The organism is Faecalibacterium gallinarum (assembly GCF_022180365.1).
GTDB lineage: Bacteria > Bacillota > Clostridia > Oscillospirales > Ruminococcaceae > Faecalibacterium > Faecalibacterium gallinarum.
On sequence record NZ_BQKV01000027.1, the window covers coordinates 19,962 to 40,197 of the forward strand.

The following is a 20,236-nucleotide window of genomic DNA, read 5'->3' on the forward strand; positions in this document are numbered from 1 at the left end:
CAGATTCTTTCATGTCCGTTCGCTGAGGGTAAAGCGGTACTGGTTGGCCAGAAGCCGCTTGAGACCCTCCAGCATCCAGAGGAAAATCCCCGGCAGCTCGGCAGCCATCTTGTCAATCAGAAAAGGATCGTCCACCCGGTTGGGGTCACGATCCTTTACCGAAATCAAAATTAGACGCCGCCAGAAGCCGTCGCTACTGTCATTGACGGCGATCAGATTGCCGTTGCCGAAGCAGAGCAGCCGGACATAGAGCCGGCCCTGGGTGGCCTGTTTTCCTTTCCGTTCAATGCAGGTCTTGTCCTCGGCGGTGACGATGGACTTCACGTTCCGGGTGTCGGGCAGAGCCGTCATCTGGAGATCATCGTCCACCATCACCAGTTTGTGTTCCAGGTTGGCGCTGGCAAAGCGGTTGGTCTCCAGCCGGTGGATTGATTCCATGTGAACGGAATCGCCCATCAGCTTCTTGATCACCAGTCCGATGCGGGATTTGCCTTCGCCGCCTCGTCCGGTGAGGATCATCATTTTCTGCGCCTTGGTGGAAGGGATGAGAAGATATCCCAGATACTCCTGTAGGGTTGGGATGTCCTCTGGTACCAGCAAGCCATTCAGAAAGCCCAGCCAGGTTTCCGGGGCCGGGGCGTCCGGCTGGTACTCCACCGGAAAGCGGTTGAGGCAGAGTTCCTTTTCAGGCACAAAGCCCCGCTCATCCAGGTAGTAGGTTCCGTTTTTCAAATGAATCCGGTCCAGCTGGGTGTCCCATTCTTCCCGGTAGCACTCCATCTTGATGGCATCCACAATTCGCTTGGTCTTTTTGGCGGTGTCATTGCGGGCAGCCGGCCGGATCTCCTGATGGATTTCATGGCGCAGCCGCTCCTCGTTGACCTCACCGTCCAGATCAAATAATTTTTGGTCCAGGCACATCAGTGGACGCTTCTGCAGAAAATAGGCGCAGAATGCAGACTCCACGCTTTTGCCCTTGCTGTCAATCCAAAGTTGGTCCTCTTCCTGCTCATCCATTTCGTCGCGGACATCATCGTCTGTCCAGGTCATGCAGCCCTCCTTGTTCTGCTTCCTGCTGGCGATCTTCCCGATGGAGGGTCGACAACAGATTTTGCTGTGCGGTGCTGAGTTCTATCCATGCCTTTTTTGCTTCACGGTACGCCTCATAGAACCTGGCTTTTTCTGAGATCAGCTGTTCGCGTTCGGTTTCAAGCTGTTTCAGGCTGGGCAGTTTGGTAATTTTTTGAGCCTTGAAATAGGCGGCTGCTGCCTGGTAAGCTGTCAGTTCGGCGCGGTGCTGTTCCCGAAACGCTTCCGGGTTCTTTGCGGTCTTGACCTGCTGGACATACTTCCGGTTCTGGAGATAGGCTGTAACATGGCGGCTCAATTCCCGGTTGGCCTTGATACGGTTCTCCAGGTCTTTGACCACCTTGAGACTCTCGTCTCGTTTTTCCTGAAGTTCAGTTACACGGACGTCCAGTTCTTCCTCGCTGTTCAGGTTGTACCGGGTGAAAAGCGCCATGGATTTTGCCAGCTGTTTGAGATTGAAAATCTTGGCCCAGTGCTCGTAACCTGCACCCTTGCCTGCGGCCAGCTTGGCCTGAATGTCAATCAGGCGGCTGATGCGGTCGGGGTGAGGATCAGAGCTGTAGAGTTTGGCGGTTTTCTTTCGCTCGGCGTTTTCAGAGAGAACAGCCAGAACTTTCTCTTTGGAAAAATCGTCGCCCAGCTTGCGGGAGGAGATGGGTTTGGTCCGGCCGGCGGTGAGGTAACTGAACCGACCGCGGCTCTCACGAACCGTGATGCCATGCTTCTGTAAAAGCTGAGCGGAAAATTCCTCCAAGCTGGTAGCCTTGGCCAGAACAGAACGGATTTGCCGACGAAGGGTCGCTTTCTCGGTTTCATATTTGGTTTGCCGGATGGGCTGACCGGAAGCAGCTGCCTTCTGGTTGGCGTGGTCGAGGCGGCGCTGGCCGCGCCGCTGCGCCCAGTACTCCTTTTCGGTAATCCGTTCGCCGGTGCCGTTCAAAAGGTCGATCTGGTAGAGGCCGGCTTCCTGGCAAAGCTCCATGGTCTCGACCCGTAGGTGCCGGAGCATCGCGGACGTGCAGCGGTGCTTCATGCCCTCCTGCCAGTCACAGGGCTTTTCCATATAGGGCTGGCGGGGAATCTCCCGCACCCGGACGCTGCAAATGACGATGTGAACGTGGATATTCCCGGCTCCGTTGTGCCCGTCGGGGTGAGCGCAGATAATAGCGGGGTGACCCGGAAAATTTTCTTTGCAGAATTGCAGGCCAAGGGCCTGGGCCTTTTCCAGGGTCAGTCCGTTGTCCGCGGCATCCCGCGGGTCAAAGCTGATGATATATTGGTGGGTCTTCACATCGTCGGGAGAGAAGTTCTTGCCGTACTTCCGGTTTGCCAGCAGGCAGGCCATGGCAAAGGACTGCCCGCCGCATTCCAGGGTGTCCAGTAAGTACTCCTCCCGCAGCTTGGGCCGGCCGTTCTCGTCCAGAAGGGGGAGACCGGTGTACTCGTTGTGCTGAAAGGTCAGATAGTGCTCAGGCGCCGTAAGATCAGAGTTCTTCGAGCTTGTATGCTTGATGGTTGCCATACAGTTCTCCCATCTTTTTCTCGGCGTCCAGCCGAAAGAGTGTGAGTGCAGACAATTCGGTCAAGAGATGGGCCCGAATTTGTTCTGAATCTTTACCGCCTCTGTTGAAGTGGCGGGCAAGCTGGTTCAGATTGCTGCCGATCCTGCCGCATTGTCCCAGCAGGTCAGAGAGAAGTTTCAGTGCATCTTCTCCGCCGCCGGTGACAACAAGGGTTTGCTTGATGGGTTTGGTGCATAAGCAGCGGCGAAGCAGGGTGGACATGTTGACGTGAAGAATTTCACACATGATCTCCAGTTCCCGCTTCTCCTGTGGGGTAACTCTGAACTTGATGAGCTGCGTTTTCCTCGGTGATCCGCTGTGCTGGGGTTTGTGGCTAGTCGAACGAGTGCTAGGCTTGGTCATTGTACCTCCTTGCTGTTTGACTAGCTCCCATCGAAAGTGGGGAGCTATGTATGGTGCGGCGCAGCCGAAGAACGCGCAGAGCGCGAAATGAGCAGGGTTTGGGGAAGGCACTCCCCAACAAGTACGACCGGAGCGTGCGGCATCCATTTCAATTTGTGAAATTGTGGCCACGGGTCGATACTTGCTTTTTACTTTTCCCAGAAGTTTGAAAATTTCCATTTCAAAACGGTCTCCAATCGGTCAAAGTAGGAAGTGCACAGTGTCTCCTGCTTGGTAGGGTCGCCGTTCACATCCGAATTAAGTTCCTGCCCCTGTTTTGCAGCGGCGTTGTCAGGCTCGCCCGCAGTTCTGCGGGGTCATGGCGCTGTATCCAGTCCGGACGGCTGATGCGGTTGTCAAGGTACGTATGAAGAATTGCGAGCCGGTTGTCCGGCTGCAAGTCTCTCGAAAAGAAAAAGGCTCCGCGGCACCAAAAGATTTTGTCGTGGGTGGATGGCGGCAAAACAGTTCGGTGAAGCTGCGGAGCGGACAAACAAAGCAATGTAGTAGCTTTCGTTGAGTAAAGCGGCTTTGTTGAGGAACAGAGTATCACTGAAAAATGCAAATGTCAACGATATGTCGAACGATTTGGAAGGGACAACAAGAAACAGTTCAATGCGTTGGGCAGAATGGCGATTTTTGTTTGGTGAAAAAATACGGATTTTGTCGAAGAAAAAAGTCTGCTTTTTTGAGGAGTTATGGCTTTACCGGATCAACAAAGAACGCAGAGCATTCAGGAAATGGATCTCCATCGGATTTCCTCTATGCGCCGAAACCAAATTATTTCGGATGTGTTTTTATAGTTGAATTTCATGGAGCGGCGAGGCAGCGGCATCGACCGGATTCTCAACTCTTATGCTGAAGTCGCTCAAAAGCTGGTGTTTTACTCGGATTCAGACATCTTCCTGGTTACGCTGCCCAACCGAAGTGTGGCGAACCCCGCGCAGACCTCGCTGGATGATGTAGCAACCGCTGCTCAAGATTTAGCGACAATGTCAGAATGTTTAGCGACCTCGGGGCAGAGTTTAGCAACCTCCCCTGAAGATTTAGTAACCGCACAGTCGAAGACACCGAAGGAAATTGAGCAGGAAACATTCAAAATAATGCTGAAAAACCTGCCAATCTCTAATGGCACCAGAAATAATGTGGCGGAACTGTTCCGGCGCTATGGTTACGAGTATACGTTCCATTCCAGCAATGTGGCTGACATTTTTAGTGTTAAGCCGGCTGCCGCTACAGCGGCACTACGAAAGCTCCGTAAACTGGGAGTAATCGAGTCCCTCAAGTATGGGGTCTACCAGTTCGTCAAGATAAAAATTGGATTCAGTCTTTTCGGCCAGCTCGATACGGGGCTTGTCCTGAGGGTGGGCGGCGGTAGCGGCCGTCGGATTTGACTTGGTCTTCCTTGAGCTTTTCAAGCCAGGCCAAAAGTTCATCCTCTAAGTAAATTGAGTATGGCTACGGGTTGACATTTGCTATATTGAATTTGAACCGGAAAATGAAAATTTCAAATAATCCATGCAGAAAATGAAAAGAAATCAAAACAAAATCATAAAAGATTGAAATTGATTGATAAAGTTTGAAATGCTTTGAAAATAAGGTAATAAAACACGTTGACAATTTTTAAATCTTCCACTAAAATGAAAATGAGAAGGGAGGTTTATTCATGCTGACAGAAGAACTTTTGGAACTTGTCAACACAACAGTACGTCAAAAGGCGGAAAGCCAGACTTTGGAAGTGAAAGCTGCCCATGTAGATTGTCCCAAACGCCTGTATGATACGTTGTCCAGCTTTTCCAACCAGGACAGCGGCGGAGTGCTGCTGTTTGGTCTGGATGAGAAGCAGGGATTCAAGGTAGTAGGTGTCTATGACCTTCAGGATCTTCAGAAGAAGGTAACGGAGCAGTGCAACCAGATGGAGCCGCAGGTGCGCGCGGTCTTTACCATTGCAGAAGTGGATGGACTGCTGGTCTGTTCAGCAGAAATACCTGCCATCGATCTATCCGAGCGCCCCTGCTATTATAAAGGTGCTGGCCGGATGAAAGGCTCCTATATCCGGGTAGGCGATGCAGACTTGCCTATGACCGATTACGAATTGTACAGCTATGAAGCTTTCCGCAAGCATCTGCATGACGATGAGCGCCCCATTCAGCGAGCCAGCCTGTCCACTTTGAATCGGGATGTTCTTCAGCGCTACTTGCTGGAACGGCGGGCAGAGCGGCCTGGTTTTGGCCGGTTGGATGAAGCACAGCAGATGGAAATGCTGAATATCACTCGGAATGGAGTGCCTACGCTGGCCGCAGTGCTGAATTTTGGCATCTATCCACAAGGGTATCTGCCGCAGCTTGGGATCACTGCCATTGTAGTGCCTGGCAAAGAGATTGGCGAAACGGATCAAGAGGACGCTGCCAGGTTTCTTGATAATAAGCGCATTGAGGGAACCATAGCCGAAATGGTGGAAGAAGCGCTTGCCTTCTGTAAGCGAAACATGAAAACCCGTACCATCATCGACCCGCAGACGGGCCGCCGCACCGACCAGACAGAATATCCCATCAACGCCCTGCGGGAAGCGATTCTGAACGCCCTGATTCATCGGGACTATAGCAGCTATACCGAGGGAACCCCAGTGCAGCTGGATTTCTTCACAGACCGACTGGAAATCCACAGCCCGGGCGGCTTGTATGGACGGACCACTGTGGAAGAGCTGGGACATTCCCGGCCTGATCTGCGGAATCCAGCTTTGGCCGTGATGGCGGAGATCCTGACCGACGCTGAAAACCGCTATTCTGGTATTCCCACCATACGGCGGGAAATGGCGGCCTATGGCTTGCCTGAGCCGCTGTTTGAAAACCGCCGCGGAGAATTTGTGGTGACTCTCCGTCATTCCATGGAGCCGGGAGAACCGAGTTATGATGGGGCGCAGACGGACTTGCTTTCCTATTGCACAGTTCCGCGCACCCGGCAGGAAATTGCTGCCTTTTTGGGAATTAAGACGGCTTCCTATGCCATCCGCCAGTATGTATTGCCGCTGGTGGAAGCAGGCAAACTGAAGATGACGATCCCAGATCGCCCGGGCAGCCCCAGGCAAACTTATTACAAGCCTTGATTTTTCGGGTGAAGACAAAATTACAGCCTGCCAGTCATATTGGACCGGCAGGCTGTTTGCTTGAACCAGGTGCTTTTATAATGCCTCTGAGGCGGCGATAGTGATTGTCACAAACCCTGCTAGAGAACCGGTGTAAGATTTGTCCAGATTAGGCCCTCTGCACATTTTTGCACATCTGAAATAGATGAAACGTGCAGAGGAGACAACAACTAAAATTGCATATATATGAGCAAATTGAGATTGACAAATATTGCTTAGAAAGCGTTTTCCGATGCGGTAGCAGGGCGATTTTGACCGGATCGATTCTGTAACCTGGATCAAACGCACAGGCACAGGGTATTCCTCACCGGCAGGCAGCTGCGGATAGGCGGCATGCCCGAAGAGACCAACGTCGGTTATAGTGAGGAGGCCTAGAGCTCTTTGCCAGGTTCTATCTGAATACTGGTGTGGAGCTGCTTTGAAGCCAAAATCCATTCTGTGGCGGCCGTAAAAATACCGGAATGCACTGAAATGCAATCCGGCATTTTTCTGTTTGACAGTGATCAGGCAGACCTGGTTTACCTAGCGTTTTTCATAGCTTCTTGGATTACTTTTTCGTAGGGCCCGATGATATACTGGTTCATCTGGCCCTTGATCTTTTTCTGGACCGCAGGAACCGAAATCAGCGCCCCCACCAGCTTCATCTGGAAAATCCGCTTTTTCTGCTTCTAGGGGAAATCGTAGATACCGTGTTCTTTGTAGAACTTGTAGTCGGCCTTCATCAGCCCCTATATGACGTAAATAAAAATACTGTAAAGCCGAATCTGAATTTTGTCAACCGAAGTCCATGCCGGATTTGACTGCCCGCATGCCGGGAAAGTTTGGTTTTGACAGAATATTGACGGATGTGTTACAATAAAACCGCTCAGAACAATGGTAAGGGAGGATGTAGGGATGAATGATGTAAAAATGATGGGTTCCCTGTCGGATCGTCTGCTCAGCTATGTGAGCTCGGCGCCGGAGCGGGACGCAAACTACGACATTGCGGTGGCACTGCTGCGGAATTACTCCCAGCTGAAGGGATTGACCCTCAGCCAGATCGCAGACCTGTGCTATACTTCCAACGCATCCATCTCCCGTTTCTGCCGGTTTCTGGGCATGGACAATTTCAAGGAGTTTCAGTCCTGGATGGAACGGGATTTTACCATGCGGACCGACTATTCCCGCCAGTTCTATACCATGCTCCACAACAACCAGGAAACCGCCATCAGCGCCTACCGGGACGCTCTGATCGGCAATATCTACACCACCATTGCCCCCGAAAATGCCCAGGTGATTCCCGACATCGTCAAGGTTCTCCACGACTGCAGCAAAGCTGCCTACTTCTCCCACCACTTCCTATGGGACATCGGCCACTACTTCCAGAGCAAAATGATGATGATGGGCCGCTATGTAGAACTGTTCATGGACTATGGCACCCAGCTGGAATGCGCCCGTAGCCTGACCGAAAAGGACTTTGCCATCATCTGCAGCGTGGGCGGCAGCTATCTGACCCGGTATCCCGACATCTGCAACGCCATCCTGTCCAGCGGGTGCAAGATGCTGATCATCACCCAGAACCTGGCCAGTCCCTATCTCAACACCGCAGACTTCATCCTCCAATGCGGCACCACCAATCGCAATGATGTGGGCAAATATGCGGCGCTGATGGCCAACGACCTGATTCTGATGGGGTATTTGCGAGCCTACGACAAAGCATTTCAATAAAGAATCCCACTTCAAAGACCGCGGTTGCGCATAGCGCACCGCGGCCTTTTTTTGCGGTCTGCACAAAAAACGGCTGAAACGTTTTTCGATGTTTCAAGAACTGAAAAAGAAAATCAGCTCCTGAAACAGACGGAAGGTATTTGAAACTAAATTATGTTCTCAACATGTTATAATTTTGGTGCAAGATAAACGAAATTGCAGAAGGTGAAAAATGCAATTCCAGAGTCTATGTGTTCGAAAAAATGGATAAGAGGATTGTACAGAAAGGGGAACGATCAAATGAAGAGATGGAGCAAACAGCTTTTATCCGGGTGCCTGCTGGCAGCCCTGCTGCTGTCGATGGGCGGGTGCCAGCAGGGGAATACCCCCTCCAGTGCTGTGTCGTCGCAGGCTGTATCTTCGGCTGCAGCGTCCAGCGAGGAAACAGCGGAGGGCCCGGCCGAAACTGTCGAAACCTATCACGACATGCCAGTCCAGACTCTGGATCTGGACCCCAGCGACCCGGATTACTACCAGAAAGCCCTGGAAACAGAACTATATAACTACAAGTTGATCCGCAACGTGCCCACGGCCTATCAGGCAGAAGGCTGGGATACCTATACCGCAACGGCCAACACCCTGCTGAACATCGACCCGGACAATATCGATGATGTCTCCAAGAGTATGATTGACAACGCGGTGGCCCAGCGGGAAGCGCTGGTTCAGGTTGCACCGGCAGCCGACTGTATGTGGTACATCTGGGGGGATGCACCGGCCACAGCCGAGACGGTGGAGGTCGCGGACTTTACCGTTGAGAGCTATGACAACGCCGATATGAAACCCTTCCTGGTGCCCTATCTGGTGGAGGACCAGTCGGCAGCCAAGGGCAATATGATTGTGATCGCCGGCGGCGGCTATTCTTCCCGCGGGAACGCGATGGAAGGCTATCCCATCGCCGAGGCCTTCCGGGATTTGGGATACAACGCCTATGTGCTCCAGCGCCGGGTGGCCCCTTACAGCCAGGAAGATACTTGGCTGGATATGCAGCGGGCTGTCCGGTATCTGCGATATAACGCCGACAGCCTGGGGCTGGGCGGTATGGACTGCATCGCCGCCAGCGGTTTCTCGGGCGGTTCGGGCACCATACTGGGAGAAGTGGCCAACTTGTACGGCGACGTTCAGCCCACCCTGTATGATGCAGATTATGTCTCCGACGCAGTGGATCAGATGAGCGCCGATCTGGACGTGGTCTGCCCCCTGTACGGACCCCAGTATGACGGAGAGCACACCAGCGACTACGTGGGCCTGGTCACCGAAAATTCCAATCTGCCTGCCATGTTCCTGGCTGTGGGCGAAAACGATGCCACCGGTGCCATGCCCGACATTTGGACCCTGGCCAACTCGGTCCGGGGCAAGACGCTGGTGGAAGTGCACACCTTTGCCGAGGTGGGCCACGGCTTCGGCGGCGGCCTGGAAGGCACTACTTCCACCTATTGGATTCCCATGGCGGACACCTTTATTGACCTGGTGATGGGCCGCGGTGAAGCAGGCTCCGGCGAGGCGGCAGAGATCCCCGAGGGCTACACCCAGATGCAGCAGTATACCTTTGAGGGCGGCTTCGGCAAGGCAGACGTGACCTGCGCTGTGGACGATGCAAAGACCAAAGTGTATATGACGTTTGTGGCCTTTGACCAGCAGCAGGTTGTGGAAGGCGTGCTGAACGACGGCATCATCACCGTCACCTATGACCAGTCCGGCTTTATGACCAATGACGCCCAGGCCATCTACAACGCCGCTGATCAGAACAACTGGCAGCCTGTAGCATAAAGGCATGTGAATTACAAATCTGCCGCGTGAAAAACGGCTTCGGGGAACCTGCGAGGGGTGATGGTTTTCGGTCCTGCATGACCTGTGGTATGCAAATCTCAGATACAAGGAGGAATTGTTGTGAAAAACACGAGCGTTAAAACCATGGTGGCAAGCGTCCTGGCAGTCGGCCTGGTGATGAGTATCCCGGCATCCGCCTTTGCGGTTAGCCCCGGGGATGTGTCTGCCCCCTCTGCCCAGTCGGTGGATTCCAGTGAAAACTGCGCCCAGATCTTAGACTGGCTGGGCATTCAGATTCCCCGGCATTTCGACAGCCAGGCCCCCTATAAGGTCAACACCCTGCCCGAATCGGACCCCAACTACTGGCAGGCTGAGTGGGAGACCCAGGTCTATAACTATAAGATGGTCCGCAACTATCCCACCCTGTACACCCAGGACGCCTGGGATGCGGCCCAGAGCGCGGGCACTGTCATGATGGGCCTCCATCCCGAGTCTTTGACCGACGCCAACAAGCAGCAGATCCTGGCTGCCCGGGACGCCATTGCCGACCTGGCTGACCATCAGCTCAAGCCCTTCAGCGACGGCATCAACGGCGAAGTGATCTACCTCTGGGGCGATGACATGCCCGTCACCACCCCGACCAGCGACCTGCAGTTCCCTCTGGTGAACTATGAAGGGGAGGCCGTGTACGACAACGCCGACTTCCAGCCCTTCCTGATCCCTTACCTGCTGGATGACCCCAGCTCGGCCAAGGGTACCATCCTTGTCACCTCCGGCGGCGGCAATACCAGCCGCAGCAACCCGGTGGAAGCCTACGCAGTCTGCCCCGAATTCAATAAGCTGGGCTACAACTGCTTTTTGCTCCAGCGCCGGGTGGCCCCCTATAACAACGATGACATCGTTATGGACATGCAGCGGGCTGTCCGCGTGATCAAATACAATGCCGAATCGTGGGGCATTGACCTGGACAATTCCCTGCTGGCCGTGTCCGGCTACTCGGGCAGCGGCGGCAACATCCGCACCATGCTGGAGAAGTTCTACGGCAGCATCACTCCCAACCAGTTCGACCCTGACTACGTCTGCGACGCAGTGGACGCCGTCAACAGCGATGTGGATGTGGCTCATCTGATTTACTCGGGCGCTCCCATCGAAACCGAAAACCCCAACCTGCCTCATATGTTCATCGCCGTTGGCGCAGACGACCAGTGGGAAGGCAGCCTGGAGCTCTTCAAGCAGGCCTATGACCTGGGCCTGGACCCCGAGCTCCATGTTTACGGCCTGAACGGCCACGGCTTCGGCGCCGGCATGGAGGGCACCTCTTCCATGACCTGGATGGAGACCTGCGACTTGTACATGCAGAAGGTGATGGGCTACGCTGAGATTCCCTTCACTGGCGAGATTCCTGCCGAGTACACCCTGACCCAGCAGGTCCATGTCAACTGGTTCCCCATCGGTGACGACGTGACGGTGAACGTCTACACCACCGCCGACGGCGGCAAGTGCCTGTTCACTTTCTTTGGATGGGGCGAAAACATCATGGTGGAAGGTCTGCTGATCGGCGGCCATGTGGCCAGCGTAACTTACGACAGCGTGGGCTACTTTGGCCAGGATGCAGCCAAGATGTGGGATCTGGTGGATCCCTCGGCCTGGGTCCCTGTCAACTGAAAAAGCGGCATGCCGGCCCCGGGCCTGAATACCCCCGGCAGATGACCGGCTGAACCGCAGAAAACATGATGCTCCGGGAGGGTTTGGCTTCCCGGGGCATTGTGTTTCGTGCAGTTAAACTGCACAAAAAACAGCAAAAATGTTTTTCCGTTTTTCAAAACATGAAATGGAAACAGCCACTCTGAAAGGCCGGTGCTGCACTTGTAACCAAATCAAACGTCAGGCGTGATATACTTTTGGTGCAAAGAGGAAAAGCCCATCTGCAGAGCTGCTGCCTTCCCAAAATCGTTTGTTTCAAAAAGAAGGAGGAATCTTCCCATGACGGAGACCAAGAAAAATCCCATCGGGCGGTTCATCGAGAATACGCTGGTGCCTATCTCCACCGGGTTCGCCCAGAATCGCTACGTCCGCTGCATCGGCACAGGCTCCCAGAACCTGATGGCCATCATCATGATCGGCGCAGTGTTCAACCTGCTGAACAGCATCCAGATTGACCCCTACCAGAGCTTCATTCAGGCGACAGGAATCGCGGCCTTCCTGAACGCCGTCAACAATGCCTGCATGAACTTCATGGGTGTGTTCATGGTGTTCAGCGTGGGCTTCGCAGGAGCCAAGATTTTCGGCCATGACGAGCTGGCCTTCAACAACGGCCTGCTGTCCCTGATGTCCTACCTGATTATGGTTCCCATGGCCACCAACGAGGCCGGCAGCACCGTTGTCGTCCTGGATTACCTGGGCAGCCACGGCGTCTTCCTGGCCTTCATCCTGGGCATTATGGCTACCAAGATCAACATCGCCCTGGTGGAGCGGAACATCACCATCAAGATGCCCGCCGGCGTCCCCGAAAACGTCACCCAGTGCTTCACTTCCATCATCCCCGGCGCTGCCATCGCGCTGGTTTCCAGCCTGCTGCGGGGCCTGTTTACCCTGACTCCCTGGGGCAACGTCATCGACGCCGTCTACTCCCTGCTGCAGACCCCTCTGGCCAACATCACCGGCAGCCTGGGCGGCTTCATCATCCTTCTGCTGCTGGCCCAGATCCTTTGGTTCTTCGGCGTCCACGGCTCCTACACCGTGCTGGCCATCCTGTACCCCCTGTGGTTCACCTACCTGCCTGAGAACACCGCTGCTGCTGCAGCCGGCCTGCCCATCCCCCACATGTGGAACACCTCCATGTACGACTTCGCTTGCAACGGCGGCTGCGGCTGCACCCTGGGCCTGGTGATCGTCATGTTCCTGTTTGCCAAGTCCAAGCGCTACAAGGAGTTCTCCAAGATCGTCCTGCCCTGCGGCATCTTCAATATCAACGAGCCACTGGTCTACGGTATGCCCCTGATGCTGAACTTCACCATGCTGATCCCCTTTATCGTCACCCCCATCCTGTCCCTGGTCTTTGCCTGGGCCGCCATCACCCTGGGACTTATGCCCTGCCCCACCGGCCTGATCGGCATGAACACCATGCCCATCTTCATCTACGGCGTGATCCAGGGTTCCTGGAAGATCGGCGTCTATCAGATCCTGATGACCATCATGAGCGCTGCCATCTGGTATCCCTTCTTCAAGGCCGCTGACAACCAGGCTGTGGCCGAGGAAAAGGCCGGCGCCCTGGCCGAGCAGCCCGAAGAATAAAATCGAGCCATCCAAACTTTATCCACGATCCATACGGAGGTATATTACCATGACCAAAATTGTTCTCCTGTGCGCTGCTGGCATGAGCACCAGCGCCCTGGTCCGCAAGATGAAAGATGCAGCCAAAGCCGAGGGCTATGAGTGTGATATTTCGGCCCACTCGGTATCCGAGGCCAAGAATTATAAGAGCGCTGATATGATCCTGCTGGGACCCCAGGTCCGCTACCGCCTGAAGGAAGTCCAGGCCGAGCTGCCGGAAAACAAGGTGGAAGTCATCGACATGAAGGACTACGGCATGATGAACGGCAAAGCCGTTCTGGATCATGTCCGCAAAGTGCTGGGGGACTGAGTCATGGCAATTTCTGTAGAAGAAGCCCGGGCCATGACCGAGGAACAGCTCCAGGAGACCATCACCGAGATGGCTTTTGAGATCATTGCCAACGTGGGTACCGCCCGGGGGATGTACATCGAAGCCATTCAGGAGGCAAAGGCCGGCCATTTTGACCGGGCCAAAGAATTGATGGCAGAAGGAAAGGAAACCTTCGTGCTGGGTCACCACGGCCATGCCGACCTGCTGGAGTGGCAGGGCCAGGGGCTGACCTGGAAGACCAATATCTTCCTGATGCACGCCGAGGACCAGCTGATGGCTGCCGACGCCTTTGAGACCATCGCCAGCGAGTTCGTGGAAGTACACCAGGAACTGCAGGAGCTGAAATCCCGTGACGGAAGAGGTTAAGACCATGAAATATCTGCTGGTCCGCGCCGATGATCTCGGCTACTCGGAAGGGGTCAATTGCGGCATTGCAGCGACCGTAGCCGCCGGGCTGGTGCGCTCTGTGGGCGTCATGACCAACATGCCCGCTGTCGTCCACGGCCTGGGGCTGCTGCATGGCCATTCCCTGTGCCTGGGCCAGCACACCAACATCTGTGTGGGCCGGCCCCTCACCGACCCTTCCCGTATTCCCAGCTTGTGCACCCCCGAAGGGGAATTCAAGCCCAGCCGCGCCTACCGGGAGGCCGCCAAAGCCGGCCAGGACTTTGTGGTTCTGGAGGAGGTCATTGAGGAGATCGAGGCCCAGTACCGCCAGTTCAAGGCCCTCACCGGGTGGGAGCCGGGTTACTTTGAGGGACACGCAGTGGCCAGCGCAAACTTCTTCAAGGGGCTGGAAATCGTAGCCCAGCGCCACGGCCTGCCCTACTTTGCCATGGGTCGTCCCGGCGAGGCGGTGACCTTCCGGCATACCCAGGTCTATGCCTATATGCCCAGAGACTTCAAGGCCTATGAGGCCGACCCTTTCACCGGGGTCCAGGATGCAGTGGCCCACGCCCATGAGGGAGCCTGCGACCTGATGGTCTTCCACCCGGGATACATCGACGCTTACCTGCTGGATCATTCCACCATGACCACCCCCCGGGTGCGGGAGGCCGCTATGCTCTGCCGGCCCGAGGTCCGTGCCTGGCTGGAACAGCAGGACATTCAGCTTGTCACTTACAACGATCTGACTTGAAACAGGAGACATAAAGATGGCAGACAATAAAAAAATAGCCGAGCAGGTTCTGGGAGCGGTGGGCGGAGCGGCCAACCTGAAGGACGCCACCCACTGCATGACCCGCCTGCGTCTGTATCTAAAGGACGACAGCATCCCCAAAGATGACGAAGTGAAGAAGATCTCCGGCGTGCTGGGGGTTGTCCGCGGCGGCCAGCAATATCAAATCATCATTGGCACCAATGTGCCCAAAGTGTACGAGGAACTGTGCAAGCTGGCAGGCATCAGCGCCAGCGCCGCTGTCAAGGATGATGCGGCCGCCGCTGAGGATGCCTCCATTGCCAGGCAGAAGCTGACCCCCAAGCAGGTGCTCAAAAACATCATGGGTTATCTGGCGGGCTGTATGACCCCCATGATCCCGGTGCTGCTGGCCGGAGGCTTGTTCCGTGCCGTCAATTCCATCTTTGGCCCCGACCTGCTGGGCCTGTACCCTATGGAAAGCAACCTGTATATCCTGTTCGATTTCCTGTATGATGCAGCTTTTTACTTCATGCCCATCCTGGTAGGCTACAATGCAGCCAAGCAGCTGGGGGTCAACGGTATGCTGGGTTCGTTCATTGGCAGCATTCTGATGGTGCCCGATTTCGCAGTTTTTGCCACCAACGGGCAGCCCTTCACAGTCTTTGGCATCCCTGCCACTGTGACCAATTACGCCCAGACTGTTTTGCCCATTATGCTGTCGGTGCCCCTGTTCTGCCTGGTCTATAAGATCGTCAAAAAGTTCATGCCCGATCTGCTGACCACCGTTTTCACCCCGTTCCTCAGCCTGCTCATTTCCATGCCCTTTATCCTCTGCCTGCTGGCGCCTCTGGGCACCATTGTGGGCAACGCCATCAGCGGCGGCCTTGCCTGGTTCGGTATGACCACCGGCTGGTTCGGTGTAGCTGTCATTGCCGCCCTGTGGGAGTTCCTGGTGATGAGCGGTATGCACCTGGCCCTGATGATGCCCATGATGGCCGATTTCTTTGAAACCGGTATTGGCAGCGGACCGATGAACGCCGGCAACTTTGCCACCTGGGCCTGCTTCGGTGTGGCGCTGGGCGCAGCGCTCCGCCTGAAAAACAAGGATGATCGCAGCACATCCTTTGCAGCCTTCGCTTCCGGCATTCTGGGCGGCGTCACCGAACCCACTCTGTATGGCATCTGCTTCCGCTTTACCCGCTGCTTTGTAACGATGGCCGTCGGCGGCTTTGTGGGCGGCGCCATTGCCGGCATGTTCGACCTCAAGGGATACGCAATGACCTCCGCCAACTTCCTGTCTCTGCTGGGCTATGTGGGCGGCACCAACGCCAACATCGCCGTTGGCGTGGCAGCTTCCTTCTCTTCCCTGATTGTAGCAGCAGTCCTGACTTATTTGTTTGGATTTTCCAAAAAAGATTTGGAGAACGTTTAATTGCGTGATACAATAAAATCAAAAAGGCTGGTATTATGGATTTGATGAAACAAATGATTTTCCCCGCCGGCTTTCTCTGGGGGGCATCCACCAGCGCCTTCCAGGTGGAAGGCGGCTATAACGAGGGGGGCAAAGGCCCCGCCACCACCGACCGGGGCGCTGGCCGTCCCGGCATCGCCGACAACAAGGTGGCCGCCGACCACTACCACCACTGGAAAGAGGACGTGGACCTGATGGCCGAACTGGGCTTGAAGGTCTACCGGATGGGTTTTTCCTGGAGCCGGATTATGCCCGACGCCTCGGGCAACCCCAACCCGGAGGGCCTGGCCTTCTATGACCATCTGATCGACTACCTGCTGGAAAAGGGCATCGAGCCTCTGGTGACCCTTTACCACTTCGAGTGCCCCCAGGCCCTGGTGGACGCTTTCGGCGGCTGGCTGGACCGGCAGATGATTGACGCCTACCTGCGGTACGCCGAGATCTGTTTCACCCACTTTAAGGGCCGGGTCAAGCGGTGGGTCACCGTCAACGAACAGCTGATCGCCACTGCCGCCGGCATCATGAACGGCAACCACGAGAAAGACCCCCAGAAAAACCTGCAAAACATCTATCAGATGAGCTATCACGTCTCCTTGGCCGAGCACAAAGCCATGGCCCTGCTGCGGCAGATTGACCCGGAGGCCCAGATCGGACCGGTCTGCGCCATCCAGGTGGTGTATCCCCACAGCAGCCGGGCCGAGGATGTGCTTGCCGCCGAGAACGCCGAAGAGCTGATGGAGTTTTACCTGCTGGACCTGAGCGTCCGGGGGGAGTATCCTCCCTATGTGGCCAGCTATCTGAAAGCCCATGGCCTCTACCCTGAGACACAGCCCGAGGACGCCGCAGTGCTGAAAAGTTCGACCCCCGATTTCATCGGCATCAACTACTATTTCAGCATCTGCGTCAAGGCCAAGGAGGGCCCTGTCAACTATAACCAGCCCCCATTCTGGGTGTCAGATGCCTTCGACATCTGCGATAACCCCTACCTGAAGACCACCGAGTGGATGGACAAGGGCATCGACCCGGTGGGCCTGCGGATCGGCATGCGAAAGGTCTACAACCGCTGCCGCCTGCCTATGATCGTCACCGAAAACGGCATGGCCTACAGCGAGACCCTGGGCCCCGACGGCTGCATCCATGACCCCTACCGCATCGAGTACCTGAAAGAGCATATTGAGCAGATCGGCATCATGATCGCCGAGGGGCTGCCGGTGTTTGGCTACTGCCCCTGGAGCTTTGTGGACGTGGTGTCCAGCCACCAGGGCTTCGCCAAGCGGTATGGCCTGGTGTATGTGGACCGCACCGAGACCGACCCCAAGCAGTGCGCCCGGGTCAAGAAAGACAGCTTCTACTGGTACCAAAAGGTCATTGCCCAGAACGGCTTGCCTGAATAACCTGCAATCACCCCATTTTCTCCTTCATTCATTTTCTCCCTCCGCAGCCATGCGGGCAACCCTCCGCGCTGCCTGTATGGCTGCCCTTTTTTGCCCAAAAACCGGAAAGGAGTTCCGTTTATGCATATTGCCTTTGTATCCCTGGGGGCCTTCGGCCATGTGAACCCTACCCTGGCCCTGGTGACCGAACTGGTGAAGCAGGGAGTCCGGGTGACCTACTTCTCCACCGAGAATTTCCAGAAGATTGTGGAGCCCACCGGGGCCAAGTTTGTGGTGGTGCCCTCCTGGATGGCCCGGCAGGCCGGCGCACAGGAAGGCGGCGCCGATGAAAATGTGGCTGCCACCGTGCCCTTCCTGTTCCTGAACGAGGCCGGGGCCTACATTGACCCCATCCTGGAGGTGCTGCAGGCCGACAAGCCCGACGCCATCGTCCACGACTTTGCCGGCATCGCCGGCACCATCGCCGCCGACGCCCTCCACATCCCCAACGTGATGCTGTACACCAGCTACCCCTCCAACGACAGCTACTCCATGGCCGCCTCTTTCGAGAGCGTCCCGGCGGAGCACCCGCTGCGGAAGGCCGCCGACCAGATTGCTGAGGGCTTTGTGAAAAAGTACGGCTGCCGCAAGATGACGGTCAAGGAAATCTTCGACGGCCACGGAGACTTCAACCTGGTGATGATGCAGAAGCGGCTGGTGCCCCACAACGAGACCTTCGGGGACAACTTCGTGTTCACCGGGGTCCAGATCGGCAAGCGCACTGCCTTCGGCAGCTGGAAAGCCCCCGACAACGGCAAACCCCTGCTGTACTCGTCCCTGGGCACCGCCTTCAACAACTGGCCCGAATACTACCCGATTCTGTTTGACGCGGTTCGTGATTTGGACATCAACGTCTTTGCGGCGTTGGGTTCCATCGACCCTGCCAGCCTGAAGGATATCCCCGCCAACATGGAGGTGGGCCAGATGGTGCCCCAGCTGGACATTCTGTCCCAGGCATCGGTGTTCATCACCCACGCCGGCATGGGCGGCACCGGCGAGGCCATCTATTACGGTGTGCCCATGATCGCAATTCCCCAGATGGAAGAACAGGCCATCACCGCCCGGCAGATCGAGAAACTGGGCCTGGGCACCGCTTTCCTGGACAAGAACGCCATCACCTCGGAGAACCTGAAGACCGCCATCGTCAAGCTGCTGACCGACCCCTCTTACAAGGAAACCGCCGCAGATTTCGGCCGGGACATGAAGAGCCTGGGCGGCGCCGCTGCCTCGGCCGAGGCCCTGCTGCACTTCCTCAAACAATAACGCCATTTTCCGCTGCTTCCATTTGCCGGAGCAGGTACTCCTTTTTGCAATGCCCCGCCTGACCCCCAGGCGGGGTATTCTTTCCACAGTCAGGAGGATACAGACCATGACCACTTTTCCCAAAGATTTCCTGTGGAGCGCCTCCACAGCGGCCACCCAGATTGAGGGCGGCTGGAACGCCGACGGCAAAGGGGAGTCCATCTGGGACACCCTGGTTCACGACGGCACCGGCAAAATTGCCCACGGCGAGAACTCCGACACTTCCATTGACTTTTACCACCGCTGGCGGGAGGACGTGGCCCTGATGAAACAGATGGGCCTGAAAGCTTACCGGTTTTCCATCAGCTGGTCCCGGGTGCTGCCCGAGGGTATTGGCAAGGTGAACGAGGCAGGCATCCGGTTTTACCAGGATCTCTGCGACGAGCTGCTGAAAAACGGCATCCAACCCCTGGTGACCCTCTACCACTGGGACCTGCCCACCGCCCTTTACCGGCAGGGCGGCTGGAAGAACCCCGCCAGCCCCGACTGGTTTGCCGAGTATGCGGACGTGGTGTCCAGGGCCTTGGCGGGCCGGGTGAGGTACTGGCTCACCTTCAACGAACCCCAGATGTTTTGTGGCTTGGGGCTGGTGGCAGGGGTTCATGCACCTTTTGAGCACAACGATGACGTCGCCATGATGGACATCACCAAACACATCCTGCTGGCCCACGGCCGGGCGGTACAGGTACTGCGGAAAAACTGCCCCGGCGCCAAGGTGGGCATGGCCCCCACTGGCGACTGCTGCCTGCCCAAAGATGACTCCCCCGAGGAAGTGGAGAAGGCCCGGCAGAAGTCGTTGAGCGAGTACCCGGGCTACATCATGTCCAACACCTGGTGGGCCGACCCGGTGTTTCTGGGGCAGTACCCCGCCTGGGCCAAAGAGAAGTTTGGGGATCTGCTGTACCCCATGACGGCAGAGGAGTGGACCCTGGTGTCCCAGCCTCTGGACTTCTACGCCTACAACTGCTATCAGGGGACGGTGGACATCGTCCCTGACCCGTCCAAATACGACGCCTACGCCTACCAGGGCAGCCCCCAGACAGCGGCCGCCTGGAACATCACCCCGAAAGTCCTGTACTATGCCAGCAAATTCTGGTTTGAGCGGTACCACCTGCCCATCCTCATCACCGAAAACGGCTATTCGGGCCTGGACTGCGTGATGCTGGACGGCAAAGTCCACGACCCCCAGCGGATTGACTTCCTCCACCGGTACCTGCGGGAGGTGGCCCATGCCATCGCCGACGGCATCCCGGTGATCGGCTACTCGGTGTGGAGCCTCTTCGACAACTTCGAGTGGGCGGCAGGCTACAGCTGCCGCTACGGCCTGATCTATGTGGATTATCCCACCCAGCAGCGGATCGTGAAAGATTCCGGCTGGTGGTACCGGGACGTGATCGCCTCGGATGGCGGGTGCCTGTAAGGGCGCGACGCCAGAACAAACATAAAGAGGTCGCTCACTGTGCAGACAAGCGCAGCGGGCGGCCTCTTTGTCTTTCTCAAACCCTGCCAGAGAACCG

The 20,236-nt window shown here is 56.1% G+C and carries 18 protein-coding genes; 13 read left to right on the plus strand and 5 right to left on the minus strand.

The window, feature by feature from the left end; translation table 11 throughout:
- Positions 1-9: 9 nt before the first annotated feature.
- From JCM17207_RS03995 to JCM17207_RS04005, 3 genes are read right to left on the minus strand one after another with little or no spacing between them, the layout of a single operon-like run.
- Positions 10-1,050, minus strand: a complete 1,041-nt coding sequence (locus tag JCM17207_RS03995) for a DNA primase family protein (RefSeq protein WP_238316372.1) — start codon at positions 1,048-1,050, stop codon at positions 10-12.
- A complete protein-coding gene (locus JCM17207_RS04000; RefSeq protein ID WP_238316373.1) occupies positions 1,031-2,611 on the minus strand; it encodes a relaxase/mobilization nuclease domain-containing protein in 1,581 nt (526 codons plus the stop codon). Before JCM17207_RS04000 ends, JCM17207_RS03995 begins: the two co-directional genes overlap by 20 nt.
- Complete coding sequence (locus JCM17207_RS04005; RefSeq protein ID WP_238316531.1) at positions 2,574-3,014, minus strand: plasmid mobilization protein; 441 nt, start codon at positions 3,012-3,014, stop codon at positions 2,574-2,576. The genes JCM17207_RS04000 and JCM17207_RS04005 overlap by 38 nt, the downstream gene beginning before the upstream one ends.
- A gap of 842 nt (positions 3,015-3,856) precedes the next feature.
- On the opposite strand from JCM17207_RS04005, the gene JCM17207_RS04010 reads away from it, so the two are divergent.
- Positions 3,857-4,447 (plus strand): hypothetical protein, encoded by a 591-nt coding sequence (locus tag JCM17207_RS04010; protein WP_238316374.1) that lies wholly within the window; start codon positions 3,857-3,859, stop codon positions 4,445-4,447.
- A gap of 272 nt (positions 4,448-4,719) precedes the next feature.
- Positions 4,720-6,159, plus strand: coding sequence for an ATP-binding protein (locus tag JCM17207_RS04015; RefSeq protein WP_238316375.1), 1,440 nt, complete (start codon positions 4,720-4,722; stop codon positions 6,157-6,159).
- 75 nt (positions 6,160-6,234) lie between these two features.
- Here the strand turns inward: JCM17207_RS04015 and JCM17207_RS04020 are convergent, their stop codons facing one another.
- Both JCM17207_RS04020 and JCM17207_RS13720 read right to left on the minus strand, forming a co-directional pair.
- The gene (locus tag JCM17207_RS04020) at positions 6,235-6,633 is read right to left on the minus strand and encodes a hypothetical protein (RefSeq protein WP_238316376.1); all 399 of its coding nucleotides are present in this window, start codon (positions 6,631-6,633) and stop codon (positions 6,235-6,237) included.
- An 83-nt stretch (positions 6,634-6,716) separates the two neighbouring features.
- Complete coding sequence (locus JCM17207_RS13720; protein WP_282449842.1) at positions 6,717-6,842, minus strand: hypothetical protein; 126 nt, start codon at positions 6,840-6,842, stop codon at positions 6,717-6,719.
- 250 nt (positions 6,843-7,092) lie between these two features.
- Here JCM17207_RS13720 and JCM17207_RS04025 point away from each other — a divergent pair, with 250 nt between their 5' ends.
- The 11 genes from JCM17207_RS04025 to JCM17207_RS04075 all read left to right on the plus strand — a co-directional run bounded on the left by JCM17207_RS04025 (position 7,093) and on the right by JCM17207_RS04075 (position 20,139).
- Positions 7,093-7,905, plus strand: a complete 813-nt coding sequence (locus tag JCM17207_RS04025; protein ID WP_158098248.1) for a MurR/RpiR family transcriptional regulator — start codon at positions 7,093-7,095, stop codon at positions 7,903-7,905.
- A gap of 279 nt (positions 7,906-8,184) precedes the next feature.
- Positions 8,185-9,711: a hypothetical protein gene (locus JCM17207_RS04030; protein ID WP_238316377.1), complete on the plus strand. Its 1,527-nt coding sequence runs from the start codon at positions 8,185-8,187 to the stop codon at positions 9,709-9,711.
- Positions 9,712-9,831: 120 nt separating this feature from the next.
- Positions 9,832-11,376 carry an alpha/beta hydrolase gene (locus tag JCM17207_RS04035; RefSeq protein ID WP_238316378.1) on the plus strand — a complete coding sequence of 515 codons (1,545 nt, stop codon included), beginning with the start codon at positions 9,832-9,834 and terminating at the stop codon, positions 11,374-11,376.
- A 318-nt stretch (positions 11,377-11,694) separates the two neighbouring features.
- Positions 11,695-13,005, plus strand: a complete 1,311-nt coding sequence (locus tag JCM17207_RS04040; protein ID WP_238316379.1) for a PTS sugar transporter subunit IIC — start codon at positions 11,695-11,697, stop codon at positions 13,003-13,005.
- 49 nt (positions 13,006-13,054) lie between these two features.
- Positions 13,055-13,354: a PTS sugar transporter subunit IIB gene (locus JCM17207_RS04045; protein ID WP_238316380.1), complete on the plus strand. Its 300-nt coding sequence runs from the start codon at positions 13,055-13,057 to the stop codon at positions 13,352-13,354.
- 3 nt (positions 13,355-13,357) lie between these two features.
- Positions 13,358-13,741: a PTS sugar transporter subunit IIA gene (locus tag JCM17207_RS04050; protein ID WP_206423007.1), complete on the plus strand. Its 384-nt coding sequence runs from the start codon at positions 13,358-13,360 to the stop codon at positions 13,739-13,741.
- Positions 13,725-14,513: a ChbG/HpnK family deacetylase gene (locus tag JCM17207_RS04055; protein WP_238316381.1), complete on the plus strand. Its 789-nt coding sequence runs from the start codon at positions 13,725-13,727 to the stop codon at positions 14,511-14,513. Before JCM17207_RS04050 ends, JCM17207_RS04055 begins: the two co-directional genes overlap by 17 nt.
- Before the next feature lie 16 nt (positions 14,514-14,529).
- The gene (locus tag JCM17207_RS04060) at positions 14,530-15,945 is read left to right on the plus strand and encodes a PTS transporter subunit EIIC (RefSeq protein WP_238316382.1); all 1,416 of its coding nucleotides are present in this window, start codon (positions 14,530-14,532) and stop codon (positions 15,943-15,945) included.
- A gap of 44 nt (positions 15,946-15,989) precedes the next feature.
- A complete protein-coding gene (locus JCM17207_RS04065) occupies positions 15,990-17,378 on the plus strand; it encodes a glycoside hydrolase family 1 protein (RefSeq protein WP_238316383.1) in 1,389 nt (462 codons plus the stop codon).
- Positions 17,379-17,498: 120 nt separating this feature from the next.
- Positions 17,499-18,680: a macrolide family glycosyltransferase gene (locus tag JCM17207_RS04070; protein ID WP_238316384.1), complete on the plus strand. Its 1,182-nt coding sequence runs from the start codon at positions 17,499-17,501 to the stop codon at positions 18,678-18,680.
- Between the two features lie 106 nt (positions 18,681-18,786).
- A complete protein-coding gene (locus tag JCM17207_RS04075) occupies positions 18,787-20,139 on the plus strand; it encodes a glycoside hydrolase family 1 protein (RefSeq protein ID WP_238316385.1) in 1,353 nt (450 codons plus the stop codon).
- Positions 20,140-20,236 lie beyond the last annotated feature (97 nt).